A 26,680-nucleotide genomic window follows, 5' to 3' on the forward strand; every position below is an offset into this window, starting at 1 on the left:
TTAAGACGAAGACGTTGATAGGCTGGGTGTGTAAGTGCAGCGATGCATTGAGCTAACCAGTACTAATGAACCGTGAGGCTTAACCTTACAACACCGAAGGTGTTTTAGAGACTTGATAGAGATTTTTGGCTTGTTTGCAGATTGGTTTTGGTGGTTGTGTGAAGCACACAACGGCCGGAATGAACCAGAATTTGCCTGGCGGCAATAGCGCGGTGGTCCCACCTGACCCCATGCCGAACTCAGAAGTGAAACGCCGTAGCGCCGATGGTAGTGTGGGGTCTCCCCATGCGAGAGTAGGACACTGCCAGGCATCAAATTTGCGTGCTGATATGGCTCAGTTGGTAGAGCGCACCCTTGGTAAGGGTGAGGTCCCCAGTTCGACTCTGGGTATCAGCACCACTTATAGTGAGTGGGTTAGTAGTTCGGCACAAAAGAATTTTCCTGGCGGCGATAGCGCGGTGGTCCCACCTGACCCCATGCCGAACTCAGAAGTGAAACGCCGTAGCGCCGATGGTAGTGTGGGGTCTCCCCATGCGAGAGTAGGGAACTGCCAGGAATCAATTAAAGTAGAAAGCCCCGTGCATCAGCGCGGGGCTTTTTGCTTTGTGCCATTCGTTAATCTACGGCAGCGGTGTTTATCCTTATGCCTGGCCGGGAACGCGGGTGTACACCGGCACCACATTCCCCCCTGCGGATGGCTCTACAGCAGCCCTTTGTGCGCCAGGGTGATGCGCGTGGCCTCGTTCAGATCCAACTGCCCTAGTTGATGCGGGCTCACCCAGGCAACTTCCTGAAACTCCTCATTGAACGTGACCTGGCGGTTGGTGCTGACGCAGTCAAAGATAAGATACACCATATAGATTTCTTCTTGTTTTCCCCCCGGATAGGTCTTCACCCGAATATCATCTCTGAACGTCCATGGCGTGATCTGGCTTATTTGCAGCGCATCACCCAGTTCTTCCCTGATCTCCCTTCTTAGCGCCGTTTCCATGGTTTCCCCCGGTTCCATCCCGCCACCGGGTAGCGCCCACTGGTCGGGGAAGACGCCCCGATCGGCCGCCATTTTACACAATAGGTATGCCCCGTTATTTTCAATCAGTGGGCAGACGATAATCCTCTGGCGCATATGCCGCCTCCGTAGCGCAGTTATTGCTATCACTCTATCAAACATCCCGTGGCTACAGGTTACCAGCATCAGCGAGAGCTGGCTGGCACGCGGATATAAAAAAAGCCGGCAACGCAATGCGCTACCGGCTTTTCTGCCCCGGATTACCCGGCGTGTTATCGCCTACAGCCCGCCAGACTCGCGTTTAGTGCTGGGCGTTGGGGTTGAAGGTGCCGTGCGGCCGTTGTTGGTCATCCGCGATAGCGTTTCCGTACGCACCTGGAACGGCGGATAAGGCAACGCAATACCGTGCTGCTGATAGCCGGCCAGGATCAACTGATGTATTTCGTGGCGCAGCGGCATACGGTGGCCCATCTCGGCGGCATACATTCGCAGTTCGAAGATTTGAATACCCTGCTGCAAATCGACCAGATACACCTCCGGCGGCGGGTTATCCAGCACCAGCGAGCAGCGCTCGGCCGCGTTATGCAGAATGCGGGTGACCTCTTCGCTGTTGGCTTCTGCTGGCGCCGGCACCGTCAACACCACACGGGTAATGGCGTCTGACAGCGACCAGTTAACAAACTGCTCTGTGATAAACGCCTTGTTCGGCACGATAATCTCTTTGCGGTCCCAGTCTGAAATCGTCGTGGCGCGGGTATTGATCTTGGTGATGGTGCCCGTCAGGTTGCGGATCGTCACCGTATCGCCAATGCGGATCGGCTTCTCGAACAGAATAATCAGGCCGGAAATAAAGTTCGAGAAGATCTCCTGCATGCCAAAGCCCAGCCCCACGCTGAGCGCGGTGACCACCCACTGCAGCTTCGACCATTCGATACCAATCCAGGCAAAGCTGGAGATCGCGCCAAACAGCAGCAGCAGGTATTTGGTAATGGTGGTGATGGCATAGCCGGTGCCCGGCGTCAGATCCAAATGCTGCAGCACCGCCAGTTCCAGCAGCGCCGGCAGGTTGCGCACCAGCAGCATGGTAATGATCAACACCACGATGGCAATCATCACCGCGCCCACGGTGATAGGTTGGATACTCTCCACCCCGTTGACTGTCGAGGTGACGTCCCACAGCGTGATGTTCTCCAGGAAACTGAAGGCGGAATGGAGTTCCGACCACAGCACGATCATTGACACCAGTGCGGTCAGGGTCAGCAGAGAGCGCACCAGGCGCAGCGACTGAGCGCTGATGGTATCCAGATCGATCTCGGCGTCATCCACGTCGATAGCGCCTTCGGTGCTGTTTTGCGGGTGCGATGTTTCTTCCTCGCCGCGGGCGCGCTGAGCCAAAATATCGGCGCGCCGCTGTTTGGCGCGATCGAAGGCGATACGGCGCCGTTGGATCAGCATCCAGCGGCGGATGATATGGTAAATCACCAACAGCAGGAACCAGATGGCCACCGAGGTTTCCAGGCGCGCCAGTAGCGCCTGCGCCGTTGTCAGGTAGCCGATGGCGGCGGCAAGCGCCGCAACTAGCGGCGCCGATTGCAACAGCCCCCAGAGCGCGCTGTTGAACATGTTCTCGCCGGAGCCTTTCTTATCCAGATACAGCGGGATCCCGGCGCGTTTCAGGCTGTTGGTGACCAGGCTCAACGCCAGGCACAAAAGAATGAAGCACAGCCGCCCCAGCGTATTGGAAAACTCACGGTCGTTAAGATTATCGAAGGTGATCAGCGCCATAATCAGCGGCACAATCAGCCAGATGGACATCTTGTAATAGCGCATGGCGCGCGAGACTTGCCGCACCGGCCAACGGAAGTGAACAATGAACAGCCCCTGCGGATGGGCGAAGGCGGCGCTGATCATGCACAGCCACAGGATCGGCAGCGTGGCCGTCACGCCATCGCCAATCGCCACCGCCACCGGGTATGGCCAGGCGTTTTGCAGGCCATACCCTAACGCTGCCCATAGCACCGGCAGCGGGATCGCTACCAGTATTGACCAAAATACCGTGCGCATCGTCAGGAAGAATTCATCCTGAGTGACTTTGCCCACCCGGCTGCTGGCGCGGGCAAGGAAGGCGTGATAGTGCTTGCGGGAGTTGATGCTGAAAATCACCAGCAACACCGCGCCTAACAGCGGGATCACCGTGGCCCTGCTGGTCACCATCATCATAAAGGCGCCGCTAAGCTGCGCCAGCGTATCCAGCGACAACAGGCGCGTTAGATCGTGCGCGACGTTAAGCGGGTAGGAGAGGGTGATCGGGCTGACATCCGGCACCCAGAACAGATAGCGGTGCGCCGCATCGCGGATTTCATTTAATGCGTCGGCCAACTGGGTATTGGCGACCTTCAGCTTGGTCAATTCCAGGATCTGGGTGTCGCAGCCGGAAAGCAGCGAATTCAGCAGTTCCCGTTGGGTGCGGATCTGCGCATCGACAATGCGCTGTTGCGCTTCGGTCAGCGCGGTGCCGTCGTCCTGTTTCAGCGCCCGTGCGCGCTGCGGCAGCTTTTCTAACTGGCTTTCGAACTGCAGGCGTTGTACGCGCAGTTGCACCATATCGCTATCAAGTTGTTGCGGCCTTGGCATATCCGGCAGCGTTGCCACCTGCGCCCGCAGGGTTTCCCCCAGCACCGGCGATGATCCCAGCCATTGGGATTGCTCAATGATGGTGCTCAGCGCCTGGCGCACCTGCAGCGTTTGCGCCGCGGCCTGGCGCTGCTGGGAAGCGATCAGATCCATACGCTGCGCCTGCTGGTTAAGCGCGGTGGAGAGTTCGCGGTTGATTTGCAACTGTTGATTGATGCTGGCCGGCAGATCACCGTTCTGCTCCGCCAACTGTTCGGTTTTTTCCAGCGCCAGTTCGGCTTCACGCTGGCGCTGGGCATTCAGGTTATTGCGCAGCGCCTGTAATTGGGCGTCGATTTTCTCATGGCGCTTTTTGAAGATATCGGCACGCATACGCGCCAATTCTTGCCGGTTATTGGCGGAAAGCTGCGCCAGATCCAGCTCATCAACCTTGCTTTTACGCGCGGCGGCTTCGGCCTGCAGCAGAAAAAGCTGTGCCTGGGCCAGCGGCGTGGTGGGGTTGGCCGGCTGGGCTTGCAGGCGGCGTTGTACTTCCGTTAGCGCCCGCCGGGCCTCGCTTTGCTGCTGCGGCAGTTGGCTGAGCGAATCGCTTATTTCCCGCGTGCGATCCTGCTCTTGTTGCAGCAAACGTGCTTGTTCCAGCAGTTGGCTGCTGGTTTGCAGGATCTGCTGTTCCAGCTCACTGGCCGGCAGGTTATCCCCGGCGGGAAGCGTTTTGGCTTCTTCGATGGCCTGCTGGCGGCGCAGTTCCTGCGTCATTTTCGGAAAGTCGTCGATCACTCGCTGGTACTGCTCGGCGTTAGTGACGGATTCTTTACGCTCCGCTAGCCAGTTAATCGCGCTTTGCAGCGCCACAACCGCTTCGGCCTGGCCGGGCGCGCTTTTGTTGCTTTCCGCTTGTTTCAGCTCCTGCCGGAGCTGCGCTTCAGTAGGAATGGATGCTGCCAGCGCTGGAAATGCCAGCGACCAACTGAGTAATAACATGACAATCAGGCGCACAGCATCGGCCCCTTTTAAACGTGTGTAGAGTCAGCTGCGGCCGGCGCCGCGGCGATTTCAGCAAAGGCTTCACCCATCCGGGTGACGGTGCCGTTATTCAGCCGTGGCTCAAAATGCACACTGCCGGCGGTAAACAGGTTGATCACTGTGGAGCCAAGCTTGAAGCGGCCCATTTCTTCCCCCTTGGCCAGGCGGATGGCCCCTTCCTCGCCTGCTGCCGGGTAGGTCCAGCGTTTGATAATGCCCTCGCGCGGCGGGGTTACGCTACCGGCCCAGACGGTTTCGATGCTGCCGACGATGGTAGCGCCCACCAAAATTTGCACCATTGGCCCCACGGCGGTATCAAACACGCAGATCACACGCTCGTTGCGGGCAAACAGGTTGGGGACGTTGGCGGCGGTTAACGGATTGACCGAGAACAGATCGCCCGGCACGTAGAACATCTCGCGCAGTACGCCGTTGCAAGGCATATGCACGCGGTGGTAATCACTGGGGGCCAGATAGGTGGTGGCGAACAGGCCATTGCGGAACTTATCCGCCAGCAGGTAATTGCCTGCCAGCAGCGCTTCCAGGCTGTAATTGTGTCCCTTGGCCTGGAAGATCTGATCGTCTTGAATCGGCCCCAACTGGCTGATGGCGCCATCTGCGGGCAGCACCAGCACGTTATCGGTGCCGGCAATCGGGCGCACGCCGTCGCGCAGCGGGCGAACGAAGAAGTCGTTGAAGGTAGCGTAGGAAGCCAACGCCGGGTTTTGCGCTTCTTGCATCTTGACCTTGTAAACGCGGGCGAAAGCTTTAATCGCCAACTGGGTCAGCCAGCCGCCTTTTTTTTCTGCGCCCCAACCGGCCAGGCGAGTCAACGCCTGCTTTGGCAACCAATACTGTAAGTTAATCTTGATGCTATCCAGCACGTAAACCTCTTAAATTTGGGTAAAGGGCGCGCATTGTAGCGGCATGGCCGCCACTGTCAACGCGCGCCCGGTTTGGGGTTTAGCCTTCGGCTTCCGGGAAGTTTTTACGGACTTTCACCTGCGCCATGCTTTCCAGGATGCTGTGGTAGTTGCTAAAGCGCACCTGTGCGATTTCACCGCGTTCGACCGCTGCACGCAGCGCGCAGCCGGGATCGTTGTCATGGCTGCAATCACGGAATTTACAACCGCCTAAATAATCACGGAATTCGACAAAACCCTGGGTAATTTGTTCCGGCTCCAGGTGCCACAGGCCAAATTCACGCACGCCTGGCGAATCGATCACATCGCCGCCATGCTGGAAGTGATAAAGCCGTGCGGCCGTGGTGGTATGTTGCCCCAGGCCAGAGACATCGGAAACGTCATTTACCAGAATTTGCTCTTCGGAAGGGGGCAGCAGGGCATTGAGCAGGCTGGATTTGCCCACGCCGGATTGGCCGGCAAAAATACTGATACGCCCGGCTAACGCCTGTTCAAAGGCTTCCATACCTTCGCGGGTACGGCTGGAAACCTCCAGCACGCGGTAGCCGATATTGCGATAGATAGCCATCATCCCGTCAACCTTGGTGCGGGCCTGCTCATCTAACAAATCGATTTTGTTCAGTACGATCAGCGGTTCGACTTCCAGCGTTTCGCACGCGACCAGATAGCGATCGATAATATTCAGCGAAAGCTCCGGCAAAATGGCGGAAACGATGACGATCTGATCGATATTGGCGGCGATCGGTTTAACGCCGTCATAGAAATCGGGGCGCGTCAGGACCGATTTGCGCTCGTGCACGGCTTCAACGATGCCCTTCACCCCGGCATGGCTGCCAACGCCGGGCCGCCAAACCACGCGATCGCCGGTCACCAGCGATCGCAGCGTACGGCGAATGTTACAGCGGTGCTGGCTACCATCCGCTGCTTCAACGTCGGCGTGCATGCCAAAACGGCTGATGACGATGCCCTCCTGCGGTTCACCCAGTTGGGAATCATCCGGCTCAGGCTTATTGTCTGTGCGTTTCAGACGGCGTTGGACATTCGCCTGAACGCGGCGTTGTTGACCTTTGGACAGTTTGTTCTTGCTCACTGCACCTCACATGCTCGGCTTTGTCGCCGGTGGCGACTAAAAAGACTATGATACACACTATTTTATATTAAATAACCGTTGTTCACCGCCAGGCGGCGCGTACTGAACCCCGTGGGCGAACGGCACAGCACGCCCGGCTGCCCAAGGCTTGGTTTACCTTTCGGCTTTTATGCAGGAAATATCATGACAGGAAATGAAAACAACCTGATTTGGATCGATCTGGAGATGACCGGGTTGGATCCTGAACGAGATCGCGTTATTGAGATCGCGACCCTGGTCACCGACGCCAATCTGAATATCCTGGCGGAAGGGCCGGTGATTGCCGTGCACCAGTCTGCCGAGCAGTTGGCGCTGATGGATGACTGGAACGTGCGTACCCATACCGCCAGCGGCCTGGTGGAGCGGGTAAAAGCCAGCCAATACGATGATCATGCCGCCGAGTTGGCGACCATCGCCTTTCTGGAACAATGGGTGCCAGCGGGGAAATCGCCTATCTGCGGCAACAGCGTGGGGCAGGATCGTCGCTTCCTTTTCCGCTATATGCCGCAGTTGGAAGCTTACTTCCACTATCGCTACCTGGACGTCAGCACGCTGAAAGAGCTGGCGCGCCGTTGGAAGCCGGAAATTCTGGCCGGTTTTAAAAAGCAGGGTACCCACCAGGCGCTGGATGATATCCGTGAATCGGTGGCGGAACTGGCGTATTACCGTGAGCATTTTATTCAGCTTTGAATGATACCGGGCGCCAGCGGTGGAAAACTCGCCCGATTGCCGATTTAATCAGCAATCGGCGCTAAAATGCATTTTTTTGCTATAAGGGGCTTGCGGCGAAGCGAATTTCTCGTATAATGCGCACCCCGTACCGGTGAAGAATTTTGCAAAAAGTTTGTTGCTGATACGCTGCGGGAATAGCTCAGTTGGTAGAGCGCAACCTTGCCAAGGTTGAGGTCGCGAGTTCGAGCCTCGTTTCCCGCTCCAAATTACAGGCCTGTGGATTACTCCGCAGGCTAGCGAAAAAAGGGCCTTCGGGCCCTTTTTTTGTTTCCGCACGTCTTCCGTGCGTCGCAGAAACTACCGCAATCCGGCACCGTTAAGTTTATTAACATTCGAGCGAAACGAGCGCTATATTTTCCTGCCTCTTCTCTCCCTATCGGCCCTGACGGCCTTGCTCTTCGCACGCCGATAACACCAACTTTATAGGCATAAAACCCCACAAAAATAGAGATATATAGCGATGTGAGTGCATATCTTTTTTTTGTGTGATAGATGTCTCATATTTGTTATTAAAATGTTTAAATTTAGATGGTTGTTTAAATCTATTGGTGCTAATAATTTCACCAACAACTTTATTGCCTGATTGCCTGCTGTTTTCATGCTTTTGCGGTGTGGAACAGCCGGATGAATAAGGTTGTGGCTGCGCAGTTGTCGTAGGGCAGCTACGTGTTTGGGAATGGATATTTACCGGTTTTTCCCGGTGAAATAAGAAAAATACGAGACACCATTATGAGAAATCGAATACCTCTCGCGGTGATTGGCGGGATATTGTGTGTTTTGGGTGTAGGGCTTGCCGCTGGGGGCTTATGGCTTATTACGCTAGGTGGATCATGGTTTTATTTGCTTGCCGGCCTGGCAATGGCCGCCACCGGTGTTGGCCTGGTAAAACGCCGGGCATGGGCATTGTGGCTTGCATTAATTCTGTTGGTGGTGAGTGTTCTATGGTCTTTATGGGAAGTCGGGTTTGATTTCTGGCAATCGGTGCCACGTATTATCGCTTTCCTGGTTGTAGCGCTGATCGCGGCGGTGGCTTCGCCATGGTTGCTGCGCTCGGATACGACTTCTGCGTTGAAGGGGAAATCTGCGGCAATCCTGTCGGCGCTGCTTGGGATCGGTATTGTTGCCTTCTTCACCGGGATGTTTTTCCCTCACCCTACGGTGGTTGCAGAGAACGCAACGCCTGCAGTCGTGGTCTCGCCGGATGCAGGAAAGGAAAGCGGCAACGACTGGCCGGCCTGGGGGCGCAGTGTGTCTGGCGAGCGCTTTGCCCAGTTTGAACAGGTGAACAAACAGAATGTTAAGGATCTGAAGGTTGCCTGGACCTACCGCACGGGCGATCTGGCCATTGATGGCGCGGAGTATCAGGTTACGCCGATCAAGATTGATGACACCGTCTACCTGTGTACGCCGCTGAATAAAGTGATTGCATTGGATGCCACTACGGGGAAAGAGCGCTGGCGCTTCGATCCTAAAATGCAGATCACCGACAGCAACAAAGAATGGAAACGCTGCCGCGGTGTAGGTTATACCGAGATTGAGCCGGCCACGGCCACGGCAAATGCGGCGGCGCCGGATGCCGCGGCGGTTTGCCGTAAACGCATTGTGAGCACCACCAACGATGGGCGGTTGTTCGAAGTGGATGCGGAAACCGGCAAGCCGTGTGAAGATTTCGGCACCAATGGTTTTGTGAATCTGAAAGAAGGCATCGGTTCCAGCCCGGAAGATGGCTCTTATTACCTGACTTCAGCTCCGCTGGTTGCCGACGGCGTGATTATGGTCGGCGGTAAGATCAATGACAACATGTCAGTGGGCGAGCCTTCCGGTGTGGTGCGTGGTTATGATGCACGCACGGGGAAAGTGATCTGGGCCTTTGATCCTGCGCGCCCTCACGACAGCACACCGCTGCCGGCCGGCCAGAATTATGCGCCGGAATCACCGAACTTCTGGGGAACCGCCGCCTATGATCCTAAACTGGGGCTGGCATATTTCCCAACCGGCAACCAGACGCCGGATTTCTGGACCGGTAACCGCCACTCCTACTCCGATGAATTTAACGATTCAATCATCGCTGTGGAGATAAAAACCGGCAAACTGCGTTGGCACTTCCGAACCGCGAATACCGACCAGTATGATTACGACGTCTCTTCGCAACCCATTCTATACGATCTGAAAAATAAAGACGGCACGACAACCCCAGTGGTTGTTCAACTGACGAAACGCGGGCAAGTCTTTGTGTTGGATCGCCGTGATGGCAAACCGGTCGTGCCCGTTGAGTATCGTAAGGTGCCCACCGACGCCATGCCTGGCATGAAAGTGGCGGATACCCAGCCATACTCCGCAATTTCCGTGGGCACCGCGCCGCTGAAAGAAACGGATATGTGGGGCGGATCGATTTTCGATCAGTTGTACTGCCGCATTCAGTTTAAACAGATGCGCTGGCAGGGGGAATGGACGCCGTTATCAGACAAACAACGGACCCTGATTTACCCCGGCTACTACGGCGGCATGAACTGGGGCGGCGGCGCGCTGGATGCCTCTACGGGTACGCTAATCGTCAATGATATTCGCATGGCGCAGTGGGGGATCTTCATCAAACAGGATGAGGCGAAACGCATTGGCCTGAAACCGAGCACGGAAGGCGAATACTCTGAACAGAAAGGCACCCCGTGGGGCGTGGAGCGTTCCATGTTTGTTTCACCGCTGGGGATCCCATGCTTCAAACCACCTTTTGGCACCATGTCGGCGATTGATCTGGCAACGGGCAAAACCAAATGGCAGGTACCGATGGGCACCATTGAAGATGCGCCGATACACGGCTTCGTCTCGGGTGTGCGGATCCCACTGGGGATGCCGACCATGGGCGGCCCGCTGGTGACGAAAAGCGGCCTGACGTTCTTCCACGGCACCCTGGACTACTATGCGCGTGCGCTGGATAACGATACCGGCAAAGAGCTGTGGCGTGCACGCCTGCCGGTTGGTGGGCAAGGTGCGCCAATGACGTATATCGGCAAAGACGGTAAGCAGTATATTGTTTTTGTTGATGGCGGTGCGACCCGTACAGGCACCAACAAAAACCGCGGTGACTACGTGATTGCTTATGCGCTTCCTGATAAGTAAGGGCGGCTGAACCGGCCTGTGGCCAGATAAAAATCCGGGAATGTGTCTATTCCCGGATTTTTTTACGCCGTTTTCCGGCGGTTAGTCAGTGCCAGCGGCGGCAGCCTGTTTTTAACCCCGGCGTCTATCGCCTTTTAATCGGGTGTGGCTTAACCCGGCGTTGTTGCTTTACCGGTTAGGTGCGCCCCTTTATCATTATATCGCCAGTTATATAACGATAATGTGGAGTCATAAAATGAGATATGGTGTGCGCCGTGGCGTTATAGCGGTATGTCTATTGCTGCTGCCGCTATTTAGCTGGGCAGACCGCGTGGTGACCGATCAATTAGGGCGGCAGGTGACGATACCGGATCGGGTTGATCGCGTGGCGGTGCTTCAGCACCAGACCCTTAACCTGCTGGTGCAGCTCAATGCGACAGACAAGATTGTGGGCGTACAGGCCGATTGGAAACAGCAACTGGGCGAACACTATCTTCGCCTGGCCCCACGTTTGGCCAGCATGGCGCTGGTGGGGGATCTCACCCATGTGAACGCAGAATCGCTGGTGGCGCTGCATCCGCAGGTGGTGTTCGTCACCAACTATGCGCCGCAAGAGATGATCGAAAGCATCAGCCGCCTGGGTATACCGGTGATCGCCATTTCATTGCGCCATGACGATCCGGGCCAGCAGGCGCGCCTTAACCCCAGCATGGCGGATGAAGAACAGGCTTATAACCTGGGCGTGCGCGAAGGGATCCAACTGATCGGCGAGGTGGTGAATAAACAGCAAGAGGCCAAAGCGCTGATCGATGCCACGTTTGCCACCCGCAAGCTGGTGAGCGAACGCCTGAAAAACCTGCCGACGGCTGAGCGCGTTCGTGCTTATATGGCCAATCCCGAACTGACCACCTATGGCTCTGGCAAATATACCGGGTTAATGATGGCGCACGCCGGCGCACTGAACGTGGCAGCCGCTACCGTCAAAGGTTATAAGCAGGTTTCTATGGAGCAGATTGTCGCCTGGAACCCACAGGTGATTTTTGTTCAGGACCGTTACCCGCAGGTGGTGGATGCGATCAATACCGGTGCCGAATGGCAGGTGATCGATGCGGTACGGCACCACCGGGTTTATCTGATGCCGGAGTATGCCAAGGCGTGGGGCTACCCGATGCCAGAGGCAATGGCGCTTGGCGAACTCTGGATGGCGAAAAAGCTCTACCCGGAAAAATTCCGCGATATTGATATGCAACAGCAGGCCGACCGCTGGTATCAGCGTTTTTACCGCACCCACTACCAGGGCGCCGAATAATGCTGCGTGTGCTGGCGGCGGGCAGCCTGCGCAGCGTGTGGGAGCCGCTGATGGCGTGTTTTAGCGCGCGCAGCGGCATCAACGTCAGCAGCCAGTTTGGCCCGGCGGGGTTGCTGCGCCAACGCATTGAACAGGGCGAAGACTGCGATCTGTTCGCCTCTGCCAACCAGGCTCACCCGGCCGCGCTGTGCCGACAGGGGCTGGCATTGGCAACGTTGCCGTTTGCCGCCAACAGGTTGTGTTTAACCGTGGCGAGCAACTGCCTGACTGCCGGGGAGAATTGGTTGAGCCTGCTGATGAACCCGGCGCTGCGCCTGGCGACTTCCACCCCGGTGAGCGATCCCTCCGGCGATTATACCTGGCAACTGTTCGATACCCTGGACCAGCGCCATCCCGGTCTGGGCGCTACGCTACGCCAGCGGGCGTTGCCGTTGGTCGGTGGCCCACATAGCCCAGCGGTACCATCTGGGGAGCTGGCGGCAAGCTGGCTGATCCGCAGCGGGCAGGCCGAAATGTTCATTGGCTATGCCAGCTACGCTGAAAAATTGCGCCGGCAGCTCGACCTCGCGGTATTGCCGATCCCTGATGATTACAACGTTGCCGCCTGCTACGCGCTGGCCCAATGTACGGTGCAGGCAAAGCCGCTGGCCGATTTCCTGCTTTCGCCCGCGGCGCAGAGCATTCTGGTGGCTGCGGGCTTTGGTGGCGCCAAACTCGGCTGTTAAGCACGCCACTATGGCAATGGCGTGGCGATTTTTGGGCAGCAGGCGCGGTTGTTGGCCGAAAGTTGCCCGCTTTGGCGTTGTTGTAACCAATCGAACCGCTGGCGTGAAAAAAGCACTTGCCATGCCCGGCCTTCAGGGCCATAATTCGCGCATTCCAAACGCTTTCAAGTATTAAAGCCTTTATTAATTAAAGAGTTAAATACTTCATTGCGTTGGTATTGCGGGAATAGCTCAGTTGGTAGAGCGCAACCTTGCCAAGGTTGAGGTCGCGAGTTCGAGCCTCGTTTCCCGCTCCAAATTACGGGCTTGTGGATAACTCCGCAGGCCAACAAAAAAAGGACCTTCGGGTCCTTTTTTTTGTTTCCAAAGCACACCTCTTAAAATCTCCGTCAACCACGCCGAAGTCGTACATCAATCAGTACTCGAACGGATTGTTGGTTGGGTGCTTCCTTTGTGTTGTTCGTTGCAGAGTAAGCAACGGCGCATTGCCTCCGGTTTCTATCCTGGATTCTGCCTAAACAAACGAGCCGACAGCACGATGAAGTGCGTAACTGGCTGGTGGTGTTGGCGCGCACCTATCTTATTTTGTGCTAAGCGGCTTATGTTTCGCCGGGATGTTGTCAATGATGCTGATGGGATCGATCGAGAGCAAACGGGCAAGGTGAACAAATTCTACGATGTCTAACCGGCGCTCTCCATTCTCGACCTTGGCGATAAACGACTGAGGGCGATCCAGCGCCTGAGCTAGACTTTCCTGCGTGACCCCTTTCGCTATGCGCGCCTCGCGCAGCGCCTTGATAACGCGTTGATATTCATCGGAGTAAATGGAAGCCATCTTATCAAATCCGTTAGAAAGACCGGATTGACTATCAATGACGGATTGATTTATCCCAAAATAGGATTAACAGCATTGGCGGTTGATCAGGATTTATGTCTACTTAACTGTTTTTTATTAATTATTTTCTGTAAGACAGTGGCGATATCGATGGATAGCAGATGCGCGATACAGGCAAATTCTACAACATCCAGCCTGCGTTCACCATTTTCGACTTTGGCGATAAACGACTGTGGTCGGCCTAACGATTCGGCCAGACTTTGCTGGCTGATGCCTTTCCTGATTCTGGCTGCCCGAAGCGTTTTTATAACGCTTTGATATTCTTCTGAATAAATTGATGCCATCTCGCTAACCTTGACTGATATCCCAAAATCGAATATCAGCCATTTATTTAATTATCCCAAAACGGGATAATTAACGAAGTTTGTTATGGAGAGGGGTAAAAAAATGGATAAGAAAGACTGGCATCCTGCTGATATCATTGCATCTTTGAGAAAACAGGGAACAACGCTGGCTGCGGTTTCCAGAGAGGCGGGGCTGGCCTCGTCCACGCTGGCAAATGCGCTGACACGGCACTGGCCGAAGGGCGAGCGCTTAATTGCCGAAGCGTTGAACAAACGTCCGGAAGAGATCTGGCCTTCCCGCTATCAGGGGAGCGAGCGTGGGCAGGGTGGGGAAGGGGAGCAGGATTGAAAACCTGAAGGGGCATGATGGTTGTTTGTGGCGTCATCTGCTGGCGACCATATCTGGGATACTGTGAAATAGGGCAGAGAGCCTTTTTCTGGGAGGCCACAGACCCTTGATATCTATTCCCTTCGGCCATTTCCTGCCTTTTTGATCCAGAAACCCCTTTTTATCGTCCAAGATAGAGCAACACGATTTGTCGTCTTTCATGTCCCAGTTCCCGACTAATGATTTGCCTCGCCTTACGGTCGATGGCTTGTTGATCCGGCTTCAATTGGCCATATCGCCTGGGCCACCGGCGGCGGGGGCCAGCCAGCCGGTTCTTTAGTGTGCCGGCGGACAAATCCTCTGGTTGCCAGCGCGTCAGCAGGGTGTTGATATGCTTACCTTTAAGCGAAGTAGCGCGCATCTGGTGGAAACCTCCCTCACGTAACAGGCGGGCCATCAGCGTCAGAGACCGTTTTCTATCAGCCTACGTGGTATGGCTGACGTCCCGGTTGCGTCGGCAAAGCTGGTTCAGCGTCCATGTCAGATCATCCAAATCAGCCTCCTCTTTGTCGGTCTTTTTGCTACAGTTAATTCACTTGTTCCGAGAGGATATCGGGTTAGTGTAATTGCCAACTCGCCGCATTCACTGCGACAAGATCCCCGAAGGGCAGGGGCCAGACGCTCAGAGCGTCTGTTGCCTCAGATTGAGGTATCCGCCTTGTTTCCTGCTGGAAAGCTGGGCTGAGGGGATTGCCTGAAAAACGCAATAAAACCTCTTTTGTGGCAGATGGATGGAAAGAAATTGATGCAACGCAGATTGAATAAACAGTGGCAAGATGCGGCTAAATCTGACAGTCGGCTAAGAGCGAGAAACGGACGTTAGATACGAATGAATAAGTAAAGTTATAAAATATTTAATTATTGGTGAAAAAGTTAAGATCATACAATCAATTTTCCTGTTTTAATTACTCTTATCAATTTTAAGAAAAGTACCTCCAATCTCACCTGAATAATCTTGTATTATTTTTGAAATTACGAGGTGGTCAAGAGTTGGTTCTAAAAATAAAAGTGCCGTAGTAATCTGCATCAAACTAATAGCAGTCGCGTGGGCTGGATCAGTCATTCCTGAATTACTTTGACCGACCAGTAATATATCCTCATCAGTTTCACAGAGACCAAGCCTATTTCTCATTGCCTTAGAGCCAGTGTGTATATTCTGACTCGCCCACTTATAATAAGGACGCATATGTTCTAACTGAACATCTTTCTCAATGGCTCCAAATCCTACTTTATTATGGTTAGGGAAAAGATAAGATGCCCATCCATAATTATCTGCATATTTTTTACCATATTTTTTTATTAATAGATCAAATTGAACCTTACACTCAGCTACTTCTTCAACAGTTGGACCTTTTGCTTGTAACCGGTGCTCGTACTTTTTGTACTCCACCATTCCATTGTATGAGTCAACCACTTCGTGGTGGTAAAAGCGCTCAGCACACTCTTTTCCATGCTTTGCTATAAACATAGCTGTAGCCGCTACCTCATGAAGTGCTCGCCATCTCGCATGAGCAGCATCTGCGAATCCATTTTTTAGGAGACACAATATTTCGTTGGCGATATGGCAAGCTCTGGCATGATGTCGAACGACTAAATCAAAAACTAAATCATCTCCAGAGGCAGCTTGTGGTCTATAAGAGCTATTGAATTCTTCACCGGACTCCGTGCATATCACTATGAGTGTTTCGAACAAATCAAAAGCTTCTGCCCATCTTGAAATATTTCTCGCAACAAACTCATCTGAAAGAGAACGATGTTCTCTAAGCATTGTATTAGTCGAGCCAATAAGAGTTTTTTTAACGGTGGCTGCCATTTCGGGAATTAGATTATTTATCACCTTTTCGATGTCAACATCGCCAGCCAAATCAGGCTTCTCATTAAAAAGACTCTCTATGTGCTCAAATAAAATATTATGAAAAGTATTCATATAATCTCTCAATTAGTTTTAAATTTATGTGGCACTATCTGTAATAAAAAATAAACAGCATGCCAGTTTAAGTCTAGCTATTTTGTATATAGTATCATCTAAAACAATCAAAGATATAACCCACGAACATATTATAAATGTCCGTTCTTGGCACTGAGCCGACAGTCAGTTCTGATAGAACCAGAGTAGTAATATGTCAGATTAAGTACGAATCAACGCACCTTAACTCATTTATTAATAACCACTCCTAAGCACCATCAAATGCCAAAGTCCTCTCGAAACCGATCGATCTGATGCATCTGCTCGTACAGAACCGTCACGATACCGATGTCGCCGTTTGATAGTCTGCGCCAGGAGATAACATGTCTCTGTAGCGAAAGAAGAAACCGTCTACCCCAAGTTCAGCGGGTATCTTCCGCGGTACGACTTCATGGGGTTCTATCTTGGTAATTTACTGAAAAATAATGATAGTATAGCGATCTGCTTGCTCTGTACCCCATCGCTCGCGCGTGTATCGGTAGATCTCGTCAAGACGATAAGAGGTGGCTTCCTGTATGCGAACATTAGCCATACGGTCAGGCCTTGTTGCGTGCGATGATATCTGCGGAATAAGGGGGACGTATGGAGACTCTGGTGCAGCAAAGGCATTAGTCAGTTCGGCCTTAAGTCGTGCGAATGCTTCCGCCTCTATCCGCTCTTTGTCCCGGTGGATCAGATCTCGGACGTACTCGCTGACGTTGGCGTAAGCGCCGTTTTCTTCGCCTGCTATGGCCCATCATGGTTCGGGACAGGGGTCGTCCCACATGCATGGGCCGCGTATATTAGAAAATCATCAAAAAATAATATAAAAACCACGGCGAGCCATATGCCATAGTTCAGTATTTTCATGGTGATAGCCATGGCGCCAGCATGAGATTAAGGCGTTACCCTTTTTTTAAAAGAATATTCCCGTATTTTGCACACTTTCCGTTACACCTGCGCGATGTTGGGGGACATAAGGAAGATATTCCGGCGCTGGCACAGGCCGCATCTGACGATGTGTATACCTGCTTTTTCTCACAACTGATCGGCCAGACGATCACCGAACTTGATAATACAGCGGCATCGTCCATTTCTGCGATGCCGTCTGGATTGCCCGCCACGCCGCTCTCATGCGTGCCGCACCGCGAACCGCCCGATAAACGTCTCCACGGCCAGCCGCACCCAGCGGTCCAACTGCTCGACCGAGGGCCGTGAGCCGGGGTGCAACAACCCTTCCAACTGGCCTTCGGTGCGCACCATGCTGATGAAAAGCGAAGCCGCAGTCTCTGCGCCGATGGTGTGGATATCGATATCACCCGCCCGCGAGGCATCGCTCAACCGCTCGGCCACCATCGCCGTCACCATTTTAGGGCCGGCCAGGTAGAAGAGCCGACCGGCCTGCGGAAAACGCGGCGCCTCGGCGACCACCACGCGGAACAACGCCACGCCGGTATCAGACAGCACAATATCCAGATAGGCCCTGCCGATGTCCGTCAGCGTTTTGGCCAGGTTGCCCGGCGCCGGTTGGATCGCCTTAACGGTGGCGGCCATTACCGCGCACTGGCGCTCAATCACTGCGGTAAACATAGCTTCTTTACTGGGAAAGCACGCGTACAGCGTCTTTTTCGAAACCCCGGCCTCCCGTTGGATCATGTCCGTCGTCGCTGCGCTAAAGCCGTGCGTCAGGAACACCGCCGCGGCGGCATTCAGGACAACGGCCGTTTTTTCATCATGGGGATCAGCAGTTTCGCTCACGGGGGCTCCAGGGTTGCAGTGAAGGCCAAATACTGCCGGCAGTATACCTATCGGTTTCCAATCGGAAAACCTATTCATATTGTGAATGTTTGGTAATTGACGTGTTACGGATTGATCTATAGGATACCGATCGGTATCCATTGGTGCAGCCAGTTCGCCATGCCCCTTTGTTTTTGATGGTTAAGTAAAGAGACCAGCCAGTACTGTTCTCGGTTTGAGGAAATAAATGAACCGTTCTGCCCGATGCGGATTGTTGTATCAAGGCCCCCCTGCGTTAGTACTTCTTCTGTTATTGGCTGGCTGTAGCACCGCCCCCGCGGTGCAGGCGCCATCGATTGGCCCGGCAACGGCGGCGTTGCAGGCGCGTGAAGCGGCAGTCAGCAACCAACCCGCGCTAAGTGATGCGCCGGCACCGGCGCGCTGGTGGACACTGTTCAATGATGCCACGCTGCTGTCGCTGGAATCGGAGGCGGGCGCCAACCTGGATCTTCAGGCGGCAGCGCTGCGGATTGAAGAGAGCCGCGCACAGTTAGGGATCGCCGATGCAGCCCGCCAACCCACCCTGGCGGCCGATGCGGGCTATGCGCGTTCGGCCATCAGCGAGAACTCGCCAACCCACCGCCTCGGCGCCCCCACACGTGGTTACGACACCTGGTCGATGGGGCTACAGGCCGCATGGGAGCTCGATTTTTGGGGCCATTTGCGCCATGTCGGCGAATCCGCCCAGGCGAACCTGGAAGCGGCTTCCTATGGCAAAGCGGCGGCGGAGGTTTCCGTTACGGCGGAGATCGCCCGCACCTATCTGCTGTTGCGTGGCATACAGGCGCAGGCGGAACTGGTGGAAGCGAACCAGCGTATCGCCCACGATCTGGTGCGCATGGCGGAGAGCCGCGAGCGCAACGGCATTGCCAACCGCTTCGATGCGGCATCGGCGCGTGCGGATGCCGCCGAACTGTCGGCGCGCTTAACGCAGTTGAACCACCAGCGCGATGGCTTGATGAATGCCTTAGCGCTGCTGTTGGGCAAACCGCCGCGTGAGCTTGATACACGCCTGGCGGCGGCGAAGCTGCCGGCGATGCCGGCGCAACTGCCGATTGGCGTGCCTTCCGAGCTGGCCCGGCAGCGGCCGGATATCCTGCAGGCGGAAGCGAAACTGCGTGCCGCCGTGGCAGACATCGGCGCCGCCCAGGCCGATTTCTATCCGCGTATCAGCCTGACCGGTTCGCTTGGCGTGCAGGCGTTTGATCTGACGGATCTCGGCAGTTGGGATTCCCGCCGCTATTCGTTCGGGCCAACTCTGTATCTGCCGATCTTCGAAGGCGGGCGGCTGCGCCGCCAACTGGAACTGAGTGAAACGCGCCATACGCTGGCGGGTATCGCCTATCAGCAAACGGTACTGCGCGCCTGGCATGAGGTGGACGATGCACTGGGCGCCTACGCCAGCGAACTAAAACGGCACGAACAACTGCAAACGGCGCTGGAAAATAACCAGATAGCGCTGACTGTCGCGCAGCGTTCTTATCAGGAAGGCACTGCGGATTTCACCACTGTGTTGATTGCCCGCCGCACGCTGCTGGCGAGCCAGGCAGAACTGAGCGACTGCGCCACCACTTCGGCGCTGGCGGTAGTCGCGCTGTATCGCGCGCTGGGCGGCGGCTGGTCGCCGGCGCTGCAGGCTGAAACGGCCAGGGCGCCGTCATGAGTGCGGCTGTGTCTGCGCCTGCCGCCGCGTCATCGCAGCCGGTGTTTGGCGTCCGGCTGGCCGTCGGGTTGTTGGGGGTGCTGCTGGCCGCAATGGTGGCGGGCCTGAGCAGCCGGGTGCCTGCGTTGGTGCTGGTGGATATGCAAGGCGGGCTGGGCTTCGCGAAAGACGATTTCTCCTGGCTTTCCACCGCCTATTCGGCCGGCGAACTGGCGGCGATGCCGTTTGCCGCCTGGTTCGCGATTACGTTTTCAATGCGCCGCTTCCATTTAACGATGCTGACGGCGGCGATGGTGCTCGCCGCCGTACTGCCCTGGGTGCGCGATCTGCACTTGCTGCTGGCGCTGCGTGTGCTGCATGGCCTGTGCGCAGGCTCGCTGGTGCCGATCTTGATGATGGCGGCCCTGCGTTTCCTGCCCGCGCCGATCCGGCTGCACGGCCTGGCGCTGTTCGCCATGACCGCCACGCTGTCGCCCAATGTGGCGCTCTGGCTGGCCGCCTTTTGCGTCGATCATCTGGAAAATTGGCGTTGGGCCTATTGGCATGTGATCCCGCTCGGGCTGATCGCCATGGCGATGGTCGGCTGGGGTATCCCCAAAATGCCGCCGGCGCTGCCGCGGCTGAAACAGGCGGACTGGTTTGGTATGGCGCTTGGCTTGCCGGGCCTGATGCTGTTGGTGGTCGGTATCGATCAGGGCATTCGTCTGGACTGGTTTAACTCGCCGGTGATCGTTGCCTCGCTCAGCGTTGGCGCGGTTTTCACGGCGCTGTTCCTGGTGTGCGAGTGGTCCCATCCGGCGCCGTTCGTCCGGTTGGATCTGCTCAAGCGCCGCAATATCTGGCTGGGTTTTATCGCGCTGCTCGGCTTGCTGGTGGCGATGTTTGCCGGCGTCGGGCTACCGGCCAACGCGCTGGCCGGTCTGCACGGTTTTCGCCTGGCACAGACCGCGCCGCTGGGGCTGATCGTCGGGCTACCGCAACTGGTGCTGGGGTCGTGCGTGGCGGTGCTGCTGTATCAACGTTGGGTGGATGCGCGCTACGTTTTTGCCGCCGGCCTGGCCTGCATGGCGGCGGCCTGTTGGTTGGCTTCAGGGATTACCGATGAATGGATGGTGCGCCAACTGCTGTGCGCCACGCTGCTGCATACCATTGGCCAGCCGTTGGCAATGGTGGCGATGCTGTTTCTGATCGTCAGCGTGGTGCAGCCGATGGAAGGGCCGTTCCTTGCCGGCCTGGTGAATATCGTGCGTGTGATAAGCACCATTCTGGCCGGTGCCTTCATCGGTCAATTGAACCTGCTGCGCACCCGCTTCCATTATGAGGCGCTGCGCGATCAGGCCGGCAATCTGATGGCCCATTGGGGCGGTTTTGCTACCTCGCCCGCCGCATTGGCCGAGCAGATCGCCCGGCAGAGCAGCGTGTTGGCGGTGGCGGATGTTTATCGGGTTATCGGCCTGATGGTGCTGTTGATGATCCCGCTGGTGCTGAAGTTCCAATATATCCCCGCGCCCGTGGTGCCGCGAATGGCGCCCTCCGCGCCGCCGAAAACCCAGGCCGGTACGGCTTCCTGATTAGCTTAAAGAAAAGAGAAAATGACCAAGAAATATCATCTGCAAATCATCATCGCTATCGTTGCCGTCGCCGTGGTGGCCGCCGCGTTTTGGCTGCTGAACCGTCCGGAGGCCAGCGCCGATGCGCAAAGCACCGACGACGCCTATGTGCAGGCCGATTTAACGGTGATCGCCCCGCAAGTTTCGGGCGTGATCACCACGGTCGCCGTTGACGACAACCAGCAGGTGCCGGCCGGCGCACCGCTGTTTCACATTGACGATCGTGAGCTGGCGGTTGCGGTAAGCAATGCGCAGGCCGCCGTCGCGAGCCTCCAGGCGCAGTTGGAGCGCCAGCAAAGCGTTATCGCCCAGGCGCGTGCCGCGGTCGGCGCATCGGGCGCCAATCTCAAACTGGCTGAACGTAACCGCCAGCGTTTCGCCAACCTGGCCCGTGATGGTTCCGGCACGGTGCAAGCGCAGCAGCAGGCCGAGGCGGAATGGGCCGTGCAGCGCGCTGCCTATGAGCGCGATCAGGCCGGGTTGCGCGCCGCCGAACAGCAGGTGGCGGTGCTACAGGCCGAATGGGAAAAGGCGCGGGCGGCGAAAGCCGATGCCGATTTGAAGCTCTCCTATGCCAGCGTGGCCGCACCGGTCGCCGGCATCGTAGCCCAACGCCATGTGCGCGTGGGCAGCTATGTGCACTCCGGCGAACCTCAGCTCACGCTGGTGCCGCTGGATAATATCTATATCGAAGCCAACTTCCGCGAAACCCAACTCGCGCGCATGCAGGTTGGCCAACCGGTGGACATTACGGTGGATGCACTGCCCGGCGTGCGGCTGAAAGGGCACGTGGCAAGCCTGGGGCCAGCCAGCGGCGCGAGCTTTTCGCTGGTGCCGCCGCATAACGCCACGGGCAATTTCACCAAGATTGTTCAGCGCCTGCCGATCCGTATCCGCTTAGAAGGCGGGCAGCCAGCGGCGCAGCAACTGCGGGTGGGGATGTCGGTCACACCGACCGTGCATGTCGCAGGCGCCGGCGCAAAATCTGTGTGATGATGTAAGAAGCGTAACCGCCGGCGGCGGTCAACTTACTTTTCTGCAAAGGTGAAATATGCGCGGCTATCAAATGACTTTCTTTACCCAGCAAGACCGCATGCACGGGCGGCTGCCGCTTGCCCAGTGGCTGATTGAAGAGGCCAAACGCCAGGGCCTGCGCGGGGCGACGCTAAGCGGCGCGCTCGGCGGGTTAGGGCATGACGGCGCCATGCATGCGGTCAACCTGTTCGATCTGTCCGATCAGCCCGTGCAGGTCACGCTGGTGGTTTCCGAAGATGAGGCCCAGCGCTTTATGCAGGTGTTGGCGCAAGAGCAGGTGAATCTTTTCTATGTTAAGGTCGCCGCTGAGTTCGGGGTGCTGGGCGGTGGCCCCGCTGCGCAAACCGGGGGCTGAATCCCCGGCCTGCCATCACTCTTTCAGATTATCCAGTAGCGCCTGATGGAACCTGTCTGGTTCTTCCATCTGCGGTGCATGGCCCAGGCCGGGGAATTCGATCAACTTCGCGCCGGGGATGCGTTTTGCCGCCTCTTTGCCCAATACCTGATAGAGGCCCAAGCGCGCTTTAACCTCTGGCGGCGCAATATCGTTGCCTATCGCTGTGGTATCGGCGGTGCCGATGATCAGGGTGGTGGGCACGCGCAGATCCGGCAGTTCATAATAGACGGGCTGGGTGAAGATCATGTCGTAGATCAGCGCCGAGTTCCATGCCACTTTCTCATGGCCTGGCCCGCTGTTCAGGCCGGCCAGCATATCCACCCATTTATCGTATTCAGGTTTCCAGCGGCCAACATAATAGGTTGTTAACTCGTACTTTTTAACGCTTTGCGCCGAGAGCTTCAGCTCCCGCTGGTACCACTGATCGACAGTGCGGTAGGGCGCGCCCTTGGCCTTCCAGTCTTCCAGGCCTATCGGGTTCACCAGCACCAGTTTTTCCGTTTGTTGTGGGTACATCAGGGCATAGCGCGTCGCCAGCATGCCCCCCGTTGAATGGCCAATAATAATGGCTTTATCCACGTTGATGCTCTGCAACAGTTGCCGGGTGTTGGTTGCCAATTGCTGGAAGGTGTATTGATAATTTTCGGGCTTGCTGGAAGTGCAAAAGCCGATCTGATCGGGGGCAACTACGCGGTAGCCCTGCGCGGCCAGCGCCTTGATAGTTTGTTCCCACGTGGCGCCGCAGAAATTTTTCCCATGCATCAGCACCACCACCTTGCCATTGGCCTGCGCGGTGGGTTTAATATCCATATACCCCATGCTGAGGCTTTGTTGCTGCGAGGTGAAGTTGAAGCGCTGCAACGGGTAGGGATATTGGAACCCTTCTAACTGCTCGCCATACGATGCGGCAAACCCCGGCGCCGCGCCCAGGAGTGCGCCCGCCAGGAACAAGCCACTCAGCCATGTTTTAGCCATCTAATGCCCCTTTACCCATGATGTCGGATTTGCCTGAAATTCACTCTACCAGCCGCATCATAGTGGATAAAGCGGCACTTCTAAGATTTACGCCGCGCTGGCTTGCTGATGGTGCTGCCGGATTAGGTCAGCGGCCTTTTCGCCAATCATGATGCAGGGCGCGTTCGTATTGCCGCTCACTAACCGCGGCATGATGGAAGCGTCCGCCACCCGTAGCCCGTCAATCCCATAAACCTGCAACGACGAGGGGGAAACCACGCTCATCGAATCCACCCCCATTTTGCAAGTGCCGACAGGATGGAACACGGTAGCGCCGTAATCACGCACATATTGGAGCAACTGGGCGTCGGTTTGTACTGTGTCCCCGGGCAGCATTTCTTTACCGCGAAGCGCGTTGAAAGGCGCCTGCGCCAGAATTTTTCGCGCCAGTTTAATTCCCTCTACCAGCACCGCTGAATCGCGCTCGTCGGCCAGAAAGTTGTAATCGACCACCAGTTGCTTTTGTGGATCGATAGATAGCGAGCCAATGCTGCGCGGTTGCAGTACGCAGGTATGGATGGCGTAGCCGTGCCCCCACTCGAACAGCCTGCCGCGATGGCTACGGTAGCCGGGCACAAAGTGGAACTGTATATCGGGCTGTTCGCCGGCGAGCGGGGTGCGCGCAAAGCCGCCGGCTTCCACATAGTTGGTGGTCATCCAGCCTTTGCCGCGCAGCAGGTAATTGAACGGGGCGCTGAGCAGTGAACGCCACGCCGCCAGGGAAAACCCCAGCGTCAGCGGGCTGGCGGAGCGAACGGTGACCAACCCATCCAAATGATCCTGCAAGTTTTGGCCAACCCCCGGCAATGCGTGGATCAGCGGGATCCCGGCGGCGGCCAGTTGATCCTGTGGGCCAATACCGGATTTCATCAGAATATGCGGCGAACCGATCGCGCCGGCGCAGAGGATCACTTCCTGGCGGCAACCCAACCGTTGCTCTACGCCGTTTTGCTGTAGCAGCACGCCGACGGTGCGCTTTCCTTCCAGCAGCAGGCGCTCTACTTCGCAATCGGTAATCACGGTGAGGTTGGGTCGCTGGCGCTGGGGGTGCACAAAGGCGCGGTAGCTGGAAAGCCGCCGGCCGTCTTTCTGTGTCACGTGGTAAATCCCTACACCTTCCTGATGCGGGCCGTTGAAATCTTCATTTTCGGGCAGGCCGATGGCGTTGGCGGCCTGGACAAAACGCTGGGAAACCGGGTTGGGATCGCGCGGGCGGTTTACGCATAATTCCCCATCAAAGCCGTGCCATGCGGCATCCAACCCGAGTTGGTTACGCTCCGACTTTTTAAAATAAGGCAGTACATCCTGCCAACCCCAGCCGGCACAACCCGCTTGCGCCCAGCGATCGTAATCACTCGGCACCCCGCGAATATAAATCATACTGTTCATGGAAGATGAGCCGCCAAGCGCCTTGCCGCGCGGAATATGCAGGCGACGGTTACTCAACCGGGCCTGTGGGGCCGAGTAGTAATTCCAGCTGTATTTGCGGCTTTTATACAGAGTGATCGTGCCGGCCGGCGTTTTGATTCGTGGTGAATTATCGTGGCTGCCGGCTTCGATAAGGCACACGGTAGTGACGCCGTCTTCACTTAGCCGTGCGGCCAGCACTGAACCGGAAGAGCCTGCGCCGATAATGATGTAGTCATAGTTTGCGCTAAACATTGCTGTATTTTCCTTATCGCTTAAGCCAGGCTCGGTGCCGGTTTTTTCGGACTGATCAGGTAATAGACCGGGCACACGACCAACAACCCGATAATCCAGGCGATATCGGCACCCCCCATCGCGCTGGCGAAGTAACCGGTGTACAGATCGGTCGAAATAAACGGGATCTGCACCACAATGCCCAGCAGGTAGCACGTTATCGCCCGTTGGTTGAAGTAACCGTAGATACCGCCATCACGCCGGAAGAAAGAAGGAATGTCATAGCTGCCGTGGGCTATCAGGTAGTAATCCACCAGATTGATGGCGGTCCAGGGGATAAGCACATAGAGCAGCAGCAGGATGAAGTTGGTGTAGTTGGTCAAGAAGTTTTCCTGGCCAAACAGCGCCAGCAACAGCGAGATAAGGAACATTACCAATGCCGTGATCACCCGGGCGCTGGCGCGCGGCGACCACTTGGGCAGCAACGTTTGACCGATGGTCAACACGGACAGTGTGCCGCAATACAGATTCATGGCATTAGTGGCGGCAATCCCCAGAGAGAAACTGATGATGATTGCGCTGCTGGAACTGCCGGTCATGGTGGCGATGCCAATGATTGTATCGCTGTGGCCAACGGCAAGGGCCACTATCACACCGAGGAGCATCGGGAAGATCGATCCCAGCGTGCAGCCCCAGTAGCTGGCCCAGAACACCTGGCGGTGGTTAACGCCCACCGGCATATAGCGCGAGTAATCAGAGACATAAGGTGCATAGGCCAGTTGCCATAGCGCGGCGATTGACATAGTGCCGAGGAAGCCGGGCAGCGTACTGTGGTTACGCGTCAGGAAATCTGCCGGCAGGCCGTGTACGAACAGGATCCAGCCAAAAGCCAACAGCATCATTATGCCGGAAATCCAGGACATAACGCGCGCATAGGCGTGGATCAAACGGTAGCCGAATGCGGTTGCCAATACGCTGAGCACCCCGACCAGCCAAATGCCTTGGTTGGTGCTGATCGGTTGCCAAACGGTGTGCAGCGCCTGCCCACCGAGTACCAGGTTGGAGGCGAAAAACCCCAGATACATCACCACCACCAATGCGACTACCAGCAACGCGCCCCAGGAACCGAACTGACCGCGGGTTTGTACCATTTGTGGCACGCCCAGTTGCGGCCCCTGCGCGGAGTGCAGGGCCATAAACACCGCCCCGATCAGGTTGCCTACGACGATGGCAGCGGCGGCACCCAAAAATGAAAGCTGGAAAATGGTGACGGCCAGTGAACCGGTGATCACCGTCAGTAACATAATATTGGAGCCAAACCAGATGGTGAACAGATCGCTGACTTTGCCGTGGCGTTCACTGCTGCTAATGGGCTGGATGGTATTGAATTCCACCGTAGTCGCCGTTTGCGAAGGTGCAGGTTGCATA

20 protein-coding genes, 3 tRNA genes, 3 rRNA genes and 2 pseudogenes are annotated in these 26,680 nt (G+C 56.2%); 16 read left to right on the plus strand and 12 right to left on the minus strand.

Going from position 1 to position 26,680, the window contains the following annotated elements; genetic code table 11:
* From AC559G_RS09900 to rrf (AC559G_RS09915), 4 genes are all read left to right on the plus strand, one after another.
* Nucleotides 1–87 (plus strand): 23S ribosomal RNA (locus AC559G_RS09900); the annotation flags it as partial.
* A 107-nt stretch (nt 88–194) separates the two neighbouring features.
* Nucleotides 195–310, plus strand: a 5S ribosomal RNA gene (gene rrf, locus AC559G_RS09905).
* Nucleotides 311–323: 13 nt separating this feature from the next.
* Nucleotides 324–399 (plus strand) — tRNA-Thr (locus AC559G_RS09910).
* A gap of 41 nt (nt 400–440) precedes the next feature.
* Nucleotides 441–556 (plus strand): 5S ribosomal RNA (gene rrf, locus AC559G_RS09915).
* A 144-nt stretch (nt 557–700) separates the two neighbouring features.
* Here rrf (AC559G_RS09915) and nudI read toward each other — a convergent pair.
* The 4 genes from nudI to rsgA form a co-directional block, all read right to left on the minus strand.
* On the minus strand, nt 701–1,126 hold the full coding sequence (nudI, locus tag AC559G_RS09920; RefSeq protein WP_498912432.1) for a nucleoside triphosphatase NudI: 426 nt from the start codon (nt 1,124–1,126) through the stop codon (nt 701–703).
* Between the two features lie 162 nt (nt 1,127–1,288).
* On the minus strand, nt 1,289–4,642 hold the full coding sequence (gene mscM / locus AC559G_RS09925) for a miniconductance mechanosensitive channel MscM (RefSeq protein WP_498912433.1): 3,354 nt from the start codon (nt 4,640–4,642) through the stop codon (nt 1,289–1,291).
* Nucleotides 4,643–4,656: 14 nt separating this feature from the next.
* Complete coding sequence (gene asd, locus AC559G_RS09930) at nt 4,657–5,553, minus strand: phosphatidylserine decarboxylase (RefSeq protein ID WP_498912434.1); 897 nt, start codon at nt 5,551–5,553, stop codon at nt 4,657–4,659.
* Nucleotides 5,554–5,632: 79 nt separating this feature from the next.
* Nucleotides 5,633–6,682: a small ribosomal subunit biogenesis GTPase RsgA gene (gene rsgA, locus AC559G_RS09935; protein WP_095846247.1), complete on the minus strand. Its 1,050-nt coding sequence runs from the start codon at nt 6,680–6,682 to the stop codon at nt 5,633–5,635.
* Between the two features lie 183 nt (nt 6,683–6,865).
* Between rsgA and orn the strand changes: the two genes are divergently transcribed.
* The 6 genes from orn (at nt 6,866) to AC559G_RS09965 (ending at nt 12,879) form a co-directional block, all read left to right on the plus strand.
* Nucleotides 6,866–7,411, plus strand: a complete 546-nt coding sequence (gene orn, locus AC559G_RS09940; RefSeq protein WP_095846246.1) for an oligoribonuclease — start codon at nt 6,866–6,868, stop codon at nt 7,409–7,411.
* 170 nt (nt 7,412–7,581) lie between these two features.
* Nucleotides 7,582–7,657, plus strand: a tRNA-Gly gene (locus AC559G_RS09945).
* Between the two features lie 525 nt (nt 7,658–8,182).
* Entirely contained in the window at nt 8,183–10,570 is a 2,388-nt protein-coding gene (locus AC559G_RS09950; RefSeq protein ID WP_498912435.1) for a membrane-bound PQQ-dependent dehydrogenase, glucose/quinate/shikimate family, read from the plus strand.
* A 235-nt stretch (nt 10,571–10,805) separates the two neighbouring features.
* Nucleotides 10,806–11,858: an ABC transporter substrate-binding protein gene (locus tag AC559G_RS09955; RefSeq protein ID WP_498912436.1), complete on the plus strand. Its 1,053-nt coding sequence runs from the start codon at nt 10,806–10,808 to the stop codon at nt 11,856–11,858.
* Nucleotides 11,858–12,583, plus strand: coding sequence for a type 2 periplasmic-binding domain-containing protein (locus tag AC559G_RS09960; RefSeq protein ID WP_498912437.1), 726 nt, complete (start codon nt 11,858–11,860; stop codon nt 12,581–12,583). Before AC559G_RS09955 ends, AC559G_RS09960 begins: the two co-directional genes overlap by 1 nt.
* A 220-nt stretch (nt 12,584–12,803) precedes the next feature.
* Nucleotides 12,804–12,879 (plus strand) — tRNA-Gly (locus AC559G_RS09965).
* Nucleotides 12,880–13,163: 284 nt separating this feature from the next.
* Here AC559G_RS09965 and AC559G_RS09970 read toward each other — a convergent pair.
* Entirely contained in the window at nt 13,164–13,418 is a 255-nt protein-coding gene (locus AC559G_RS09970) for a helix-turn-helix domain-containing protein (protein ID WP_498912438.1), read from the minus strand.
* 86 nt (nt 13,419–13,504) lie between these two features.
* Nucleotides 13,505–13,762: a helix-turn-helix domain-containing protein gene (locus AC559G_RS09975; protein WP_498912439.1), complete on the minus strand. Its 258-nt coding sequence runs from the start codon at nt 13,760–13,762 to the stop codon at nt 13,505–13,507.
* Nucleotides 13,763–13,865: 103 nt separating this feature from the next.
* On the opposite strand from AC559G_RS09975, the gene AC559G_RS09980 reads away from it, so the two are divergent.
* Entirely contained in the window at nt 13,866–14,111 is a 246-nt protein-coding gene (locus tag AC559G_RS09980; protein WP_498912440.1) for a helix-turn-helix domain-containing protein, read from the plus strand.
* A 160-nt stretch (nt 14,112–14,271) separates the two neighbouring features.
* Here the strand turns inward: AC559G_RS09980 and AC559G_RS09985 are convergent.
* A pseudogene (locus tag AC559G_RS09985) lies at nt 14,272–14,559 on the minus strand (phage integrase N-terminal domain-containing protein); the annotation flags it as partial.
* Between the two features lie 492 nt (nt 14,560–15,051).
* The gene (locus tag AC559G_RS09990; RefSeq protein ID WP_498912441.1) at nt 15,052–16,077 is read right to left on the minus strand and encodes a DUF5677 domain-containing protein; all 1,026 of its coding nucleotides are present in this window, start codon (nt 16,075–16,077) and stop codon (nt 15,052–15,054) included.
* 966 nt (nt 16,078–17,043) lie between these two features.
* On the opposite strand from AC559G_RS09990, the pseudogene AC559G_RS09995 reads away from it, so the two are divergent.
* Nucleotides 17,044–17,124 (plus strand): annotated as a pseudogene (locus AC559G_RS09995) (hypothetical protein); the annotation flags it as partial.
* A 102-nt stretch (nt 17,125–17,226) separates the two neighbouring features.
* On the opposite strand, the gene AC559G_RS10000 reads toward AC559G_RS09995, so the two are convergent.
* Nucleotides 17,227–17,853 carry a TetR/AcrR family transcriptional regulator gene (locus AC559G_RS10000; RefSeq protein ID WP_498912442.1) on the minus strand — a complete coding sequence of 209 codons (627 nt, stop codon included), beginning with the start codon at nt 17,851–17,853 and terminating at the stop codon, nt 17,227–17,229.
* Nucleotides 17,854–18,079: 226 nt separating this feature from the next.
* Between AC559G_RS10000 and AC559G_RS10005 the strand changes: the two genes are divergently transcribed.
* Genes AC559G_RS10005 through AC559G_RS10020 form a run of 4 tightly spaced genes read left to right on the plus strand, consistent with a single transcriptional unit; the run spans nt 18,080 to nt 22,555 of the window.
* Nucleotides 18,080–19,555 carry an efflux transporter outer membrane subunit gene (locus AC559G_RS10005; protein ID WP_498912443.1) on the plus strand — a complete coding sequence of 492 codons (1,476 nt, stop codon included), beginning with the start codon at nt 18,080–18,082 and terminating at the stop codon, nt 19,553–19,555.
* A complete protein-coding gene (locus AC559G_RS10010; protein ID WP_498912445.1) occupies nt 19,552–21,126 on the plus strand; it encodes an MFS transporter in 1,575 nt (524 codons plus the stop codon). The genes AC559G_RS10005 and AC559G_RS10010 overlap by 4 nt, the downstream gene beginning before the upstream one ends.
* A 21-nt stretch (nt 21,127–21,147) precedes the next feature.
* Nucleotides 21,148–22,158 (plus strand): HlyD family secretion protein, encoded by a 1,011-nt coding sequence (locus tag AC559G_RS10015; RefSeq protein WP_498912446.1) that lies wholly within the window; start codon nt 21,148–21,150, stop codon nt 22,156–22,158.
* A gap of 58 nt (nt 22,159–22,216) precedes the next feature.
* Complete coding sequence (locus tag AC559G_RS10020; RefSeq protein ID WP_498912447.1) at nt 22,217–22,555, plus strand: DUF190 domain-containing protein; 339 nt, start codon at nt 22,217–22,219, stop codon at nt 22,553–22,555.
* Between the two features lie 15 nt (nt 22,556–22,570).
* On the opposite strand, the gene AC559G_RS10025 is transcribed toward AC559G_RS10020, so the two are convergent.
* From AC559G_RS10025 to AC559G_RS10035, 3 genes are all read right to left on the minus strand, one after another.
* On the minus strand, nt 22,571–23,572 hold the full coding sequence (locus AC559G_RS10025) for an alpha/beta fold hydrolase (protein ID WP_498912448.1): 1,002 nt from the start codon (nt 23,570–23,572) through the stop codon (nt 22,571–22,573).
* Nucleotides 23,573–23,659: 87 nt separating this feature from the next.
* The gene (locus AC559G_RS10030; protein WP_498912449.1) at nt 23,660–25,273 is read right to left on the minus strand and encodes a GMC family oxidoreductase; all 1,614 of its coding nucleotides are present in this window, start codon (nt 25,271–25,273) and stop codon (nt 23,660–23,662) included.
* A 20-nt stretch (nt 25,274–25,293) separates the two neighbouring features.
* On the minus strand, nt 25,294–26,679 hold the full coding sequence (locus tag AC559G_RS10035; RefSeq protein ID WP_498912450.1) for a purine-cytosine permease family protein: 1,386 nt from the start codon (nt 26,677–26,679) through the stop codon (nt 25,294–25,296).
* Nucleotide 26,680 lies beyond the last annotated feature (1 nt).

Source organism: Gibbsiella greigii (assembly GCF_039540155.1).
GTDB lineage: Bacteria > Pseudomonadota > Gammaproteobacteria > Enterobacterales > Enterobacteriaceae > Gibbsiella > Gibbsiella quercinecans.

What these genes read in the sequence shown, in the direction of transcription:
- AC559G_RS10005 (WP_498912443.1), top strand. Translation starts at nt 18,080, where the DNA reads ATGAACCGTTCTGCCCGATGCGGATTGTTGTATCAAGGCCCCCCTGCG.
- AC559G_RS10020 (WP_498912447.1), top strand. Translation starts at nt 22,217, where the DNA reads ATGCGCGGCTATCAAATGACTTTCTTTACCCAGCAAGACCGCATGCAC.
- nudI (WP_498912432.1), bottom strand. Translation starts at nt 1,126, where the DNA reads ATGCGCCAGAGGATTATCGTCTGCCCACTGATTGAAAATAACGGGGCA.
- AC559G_RS09975 (WP_498912439.1), bottom strand. Translation starts at nt 13,762, where the DNA reads ATGGCATCAATTTATTCAGAAGAATATCAAAGCGTTATAAAAACGCTT.
- AC559G_RS10025 (WP_498912448.1), bottom strand. Translation starts at nt 23,572, where the DNA reads ATGGCTAAAACATGGCTGAGTGGCTTGTTCCTGGCGGGCGCACTCCTG.
- orn (WP_095846246.1), top strand. Translation starts at nt 6,866, where the DNA reads ATGACAGGAAATGAAAACAACCTGATTTGGATCGATCTGGAGATGACC.
- AC559G_RS09960 (WP_498912437.1), top strand. Translation starts at nt 11,858, where the DNA reads ATGCTGCGTGTGCTGGCGGCGGGCAGCCTGCGCAGCGTGTGGGAGCCG.
- AC559G_RS09950 (WP_498912435.1), top strand. Translation starts at nt 8,183, where the DNA reads ATGAGAAATCGAATACCTCTCGCGGTGATTGGCGGGATATTGTGTGTT.
- AC559G_RS09980 (WP_498912440.1), top strand. Translation starts at nt 13,866, where the DNA reads ATGGATAAGAAAGACTGGCATCCTGCTGATATCATTGCATCTTTGAGA.
- AC559G_RS10010 (WP_498912445.1), top strand. Translation starts at nt 19,552, where the DNA reads ATGAGTGCGGCTGTGTCTGCGCCTGCCGCCGCGTCATCGCAGCCGGTG.
- AC559G_RS09970 (WP_498912438.1), bottom strand. Translation starts at nt 13,418, where the DNA reads ATGGCTTCCATTTACTCCGATGAATATCAACGCGTTATCAAGGCGCTG.
- AC559G_RS09955 (WP_498912436.1), top strand. Translation starts at nt 10,806, where the DNA reads ATGAGATATGGTGTGCGCCGTGGCGTTATAGCGGTATGTCTATTGCTG.
- AC559G_RS10035 (WP_498912450.1), bottom strand. Translation starts at nt 26,679, where the DNA reads ATGCAACCTGCACCTTCGCAAACGGCGACTACGGTGGAATTCAATACC.
- AC559G_RS10015 (WP_498912446.1), top strand. Translation starts at nt 21,148, where the DNA reads ATGACCAAGAAATATCATCTGCAAATCATCATCGCTATCGTTGCCGTC.
- AC559G_RS10030 (WP_498912449.1), bottom strand. Translation starts at nt 25,273, where the DNA reads ATGTTTAGCGCAAACTATGACTACATCATTATCGGCGCAGGCTCTTCC.
- AC559G_RS09990 (WP_498912441.1), bottom strand. Translation starts at nt 16,077, where the DNA reads ATGAATACTTTTCATAATATTTTATTTGAGCACATAGAGAGTCTTTTT.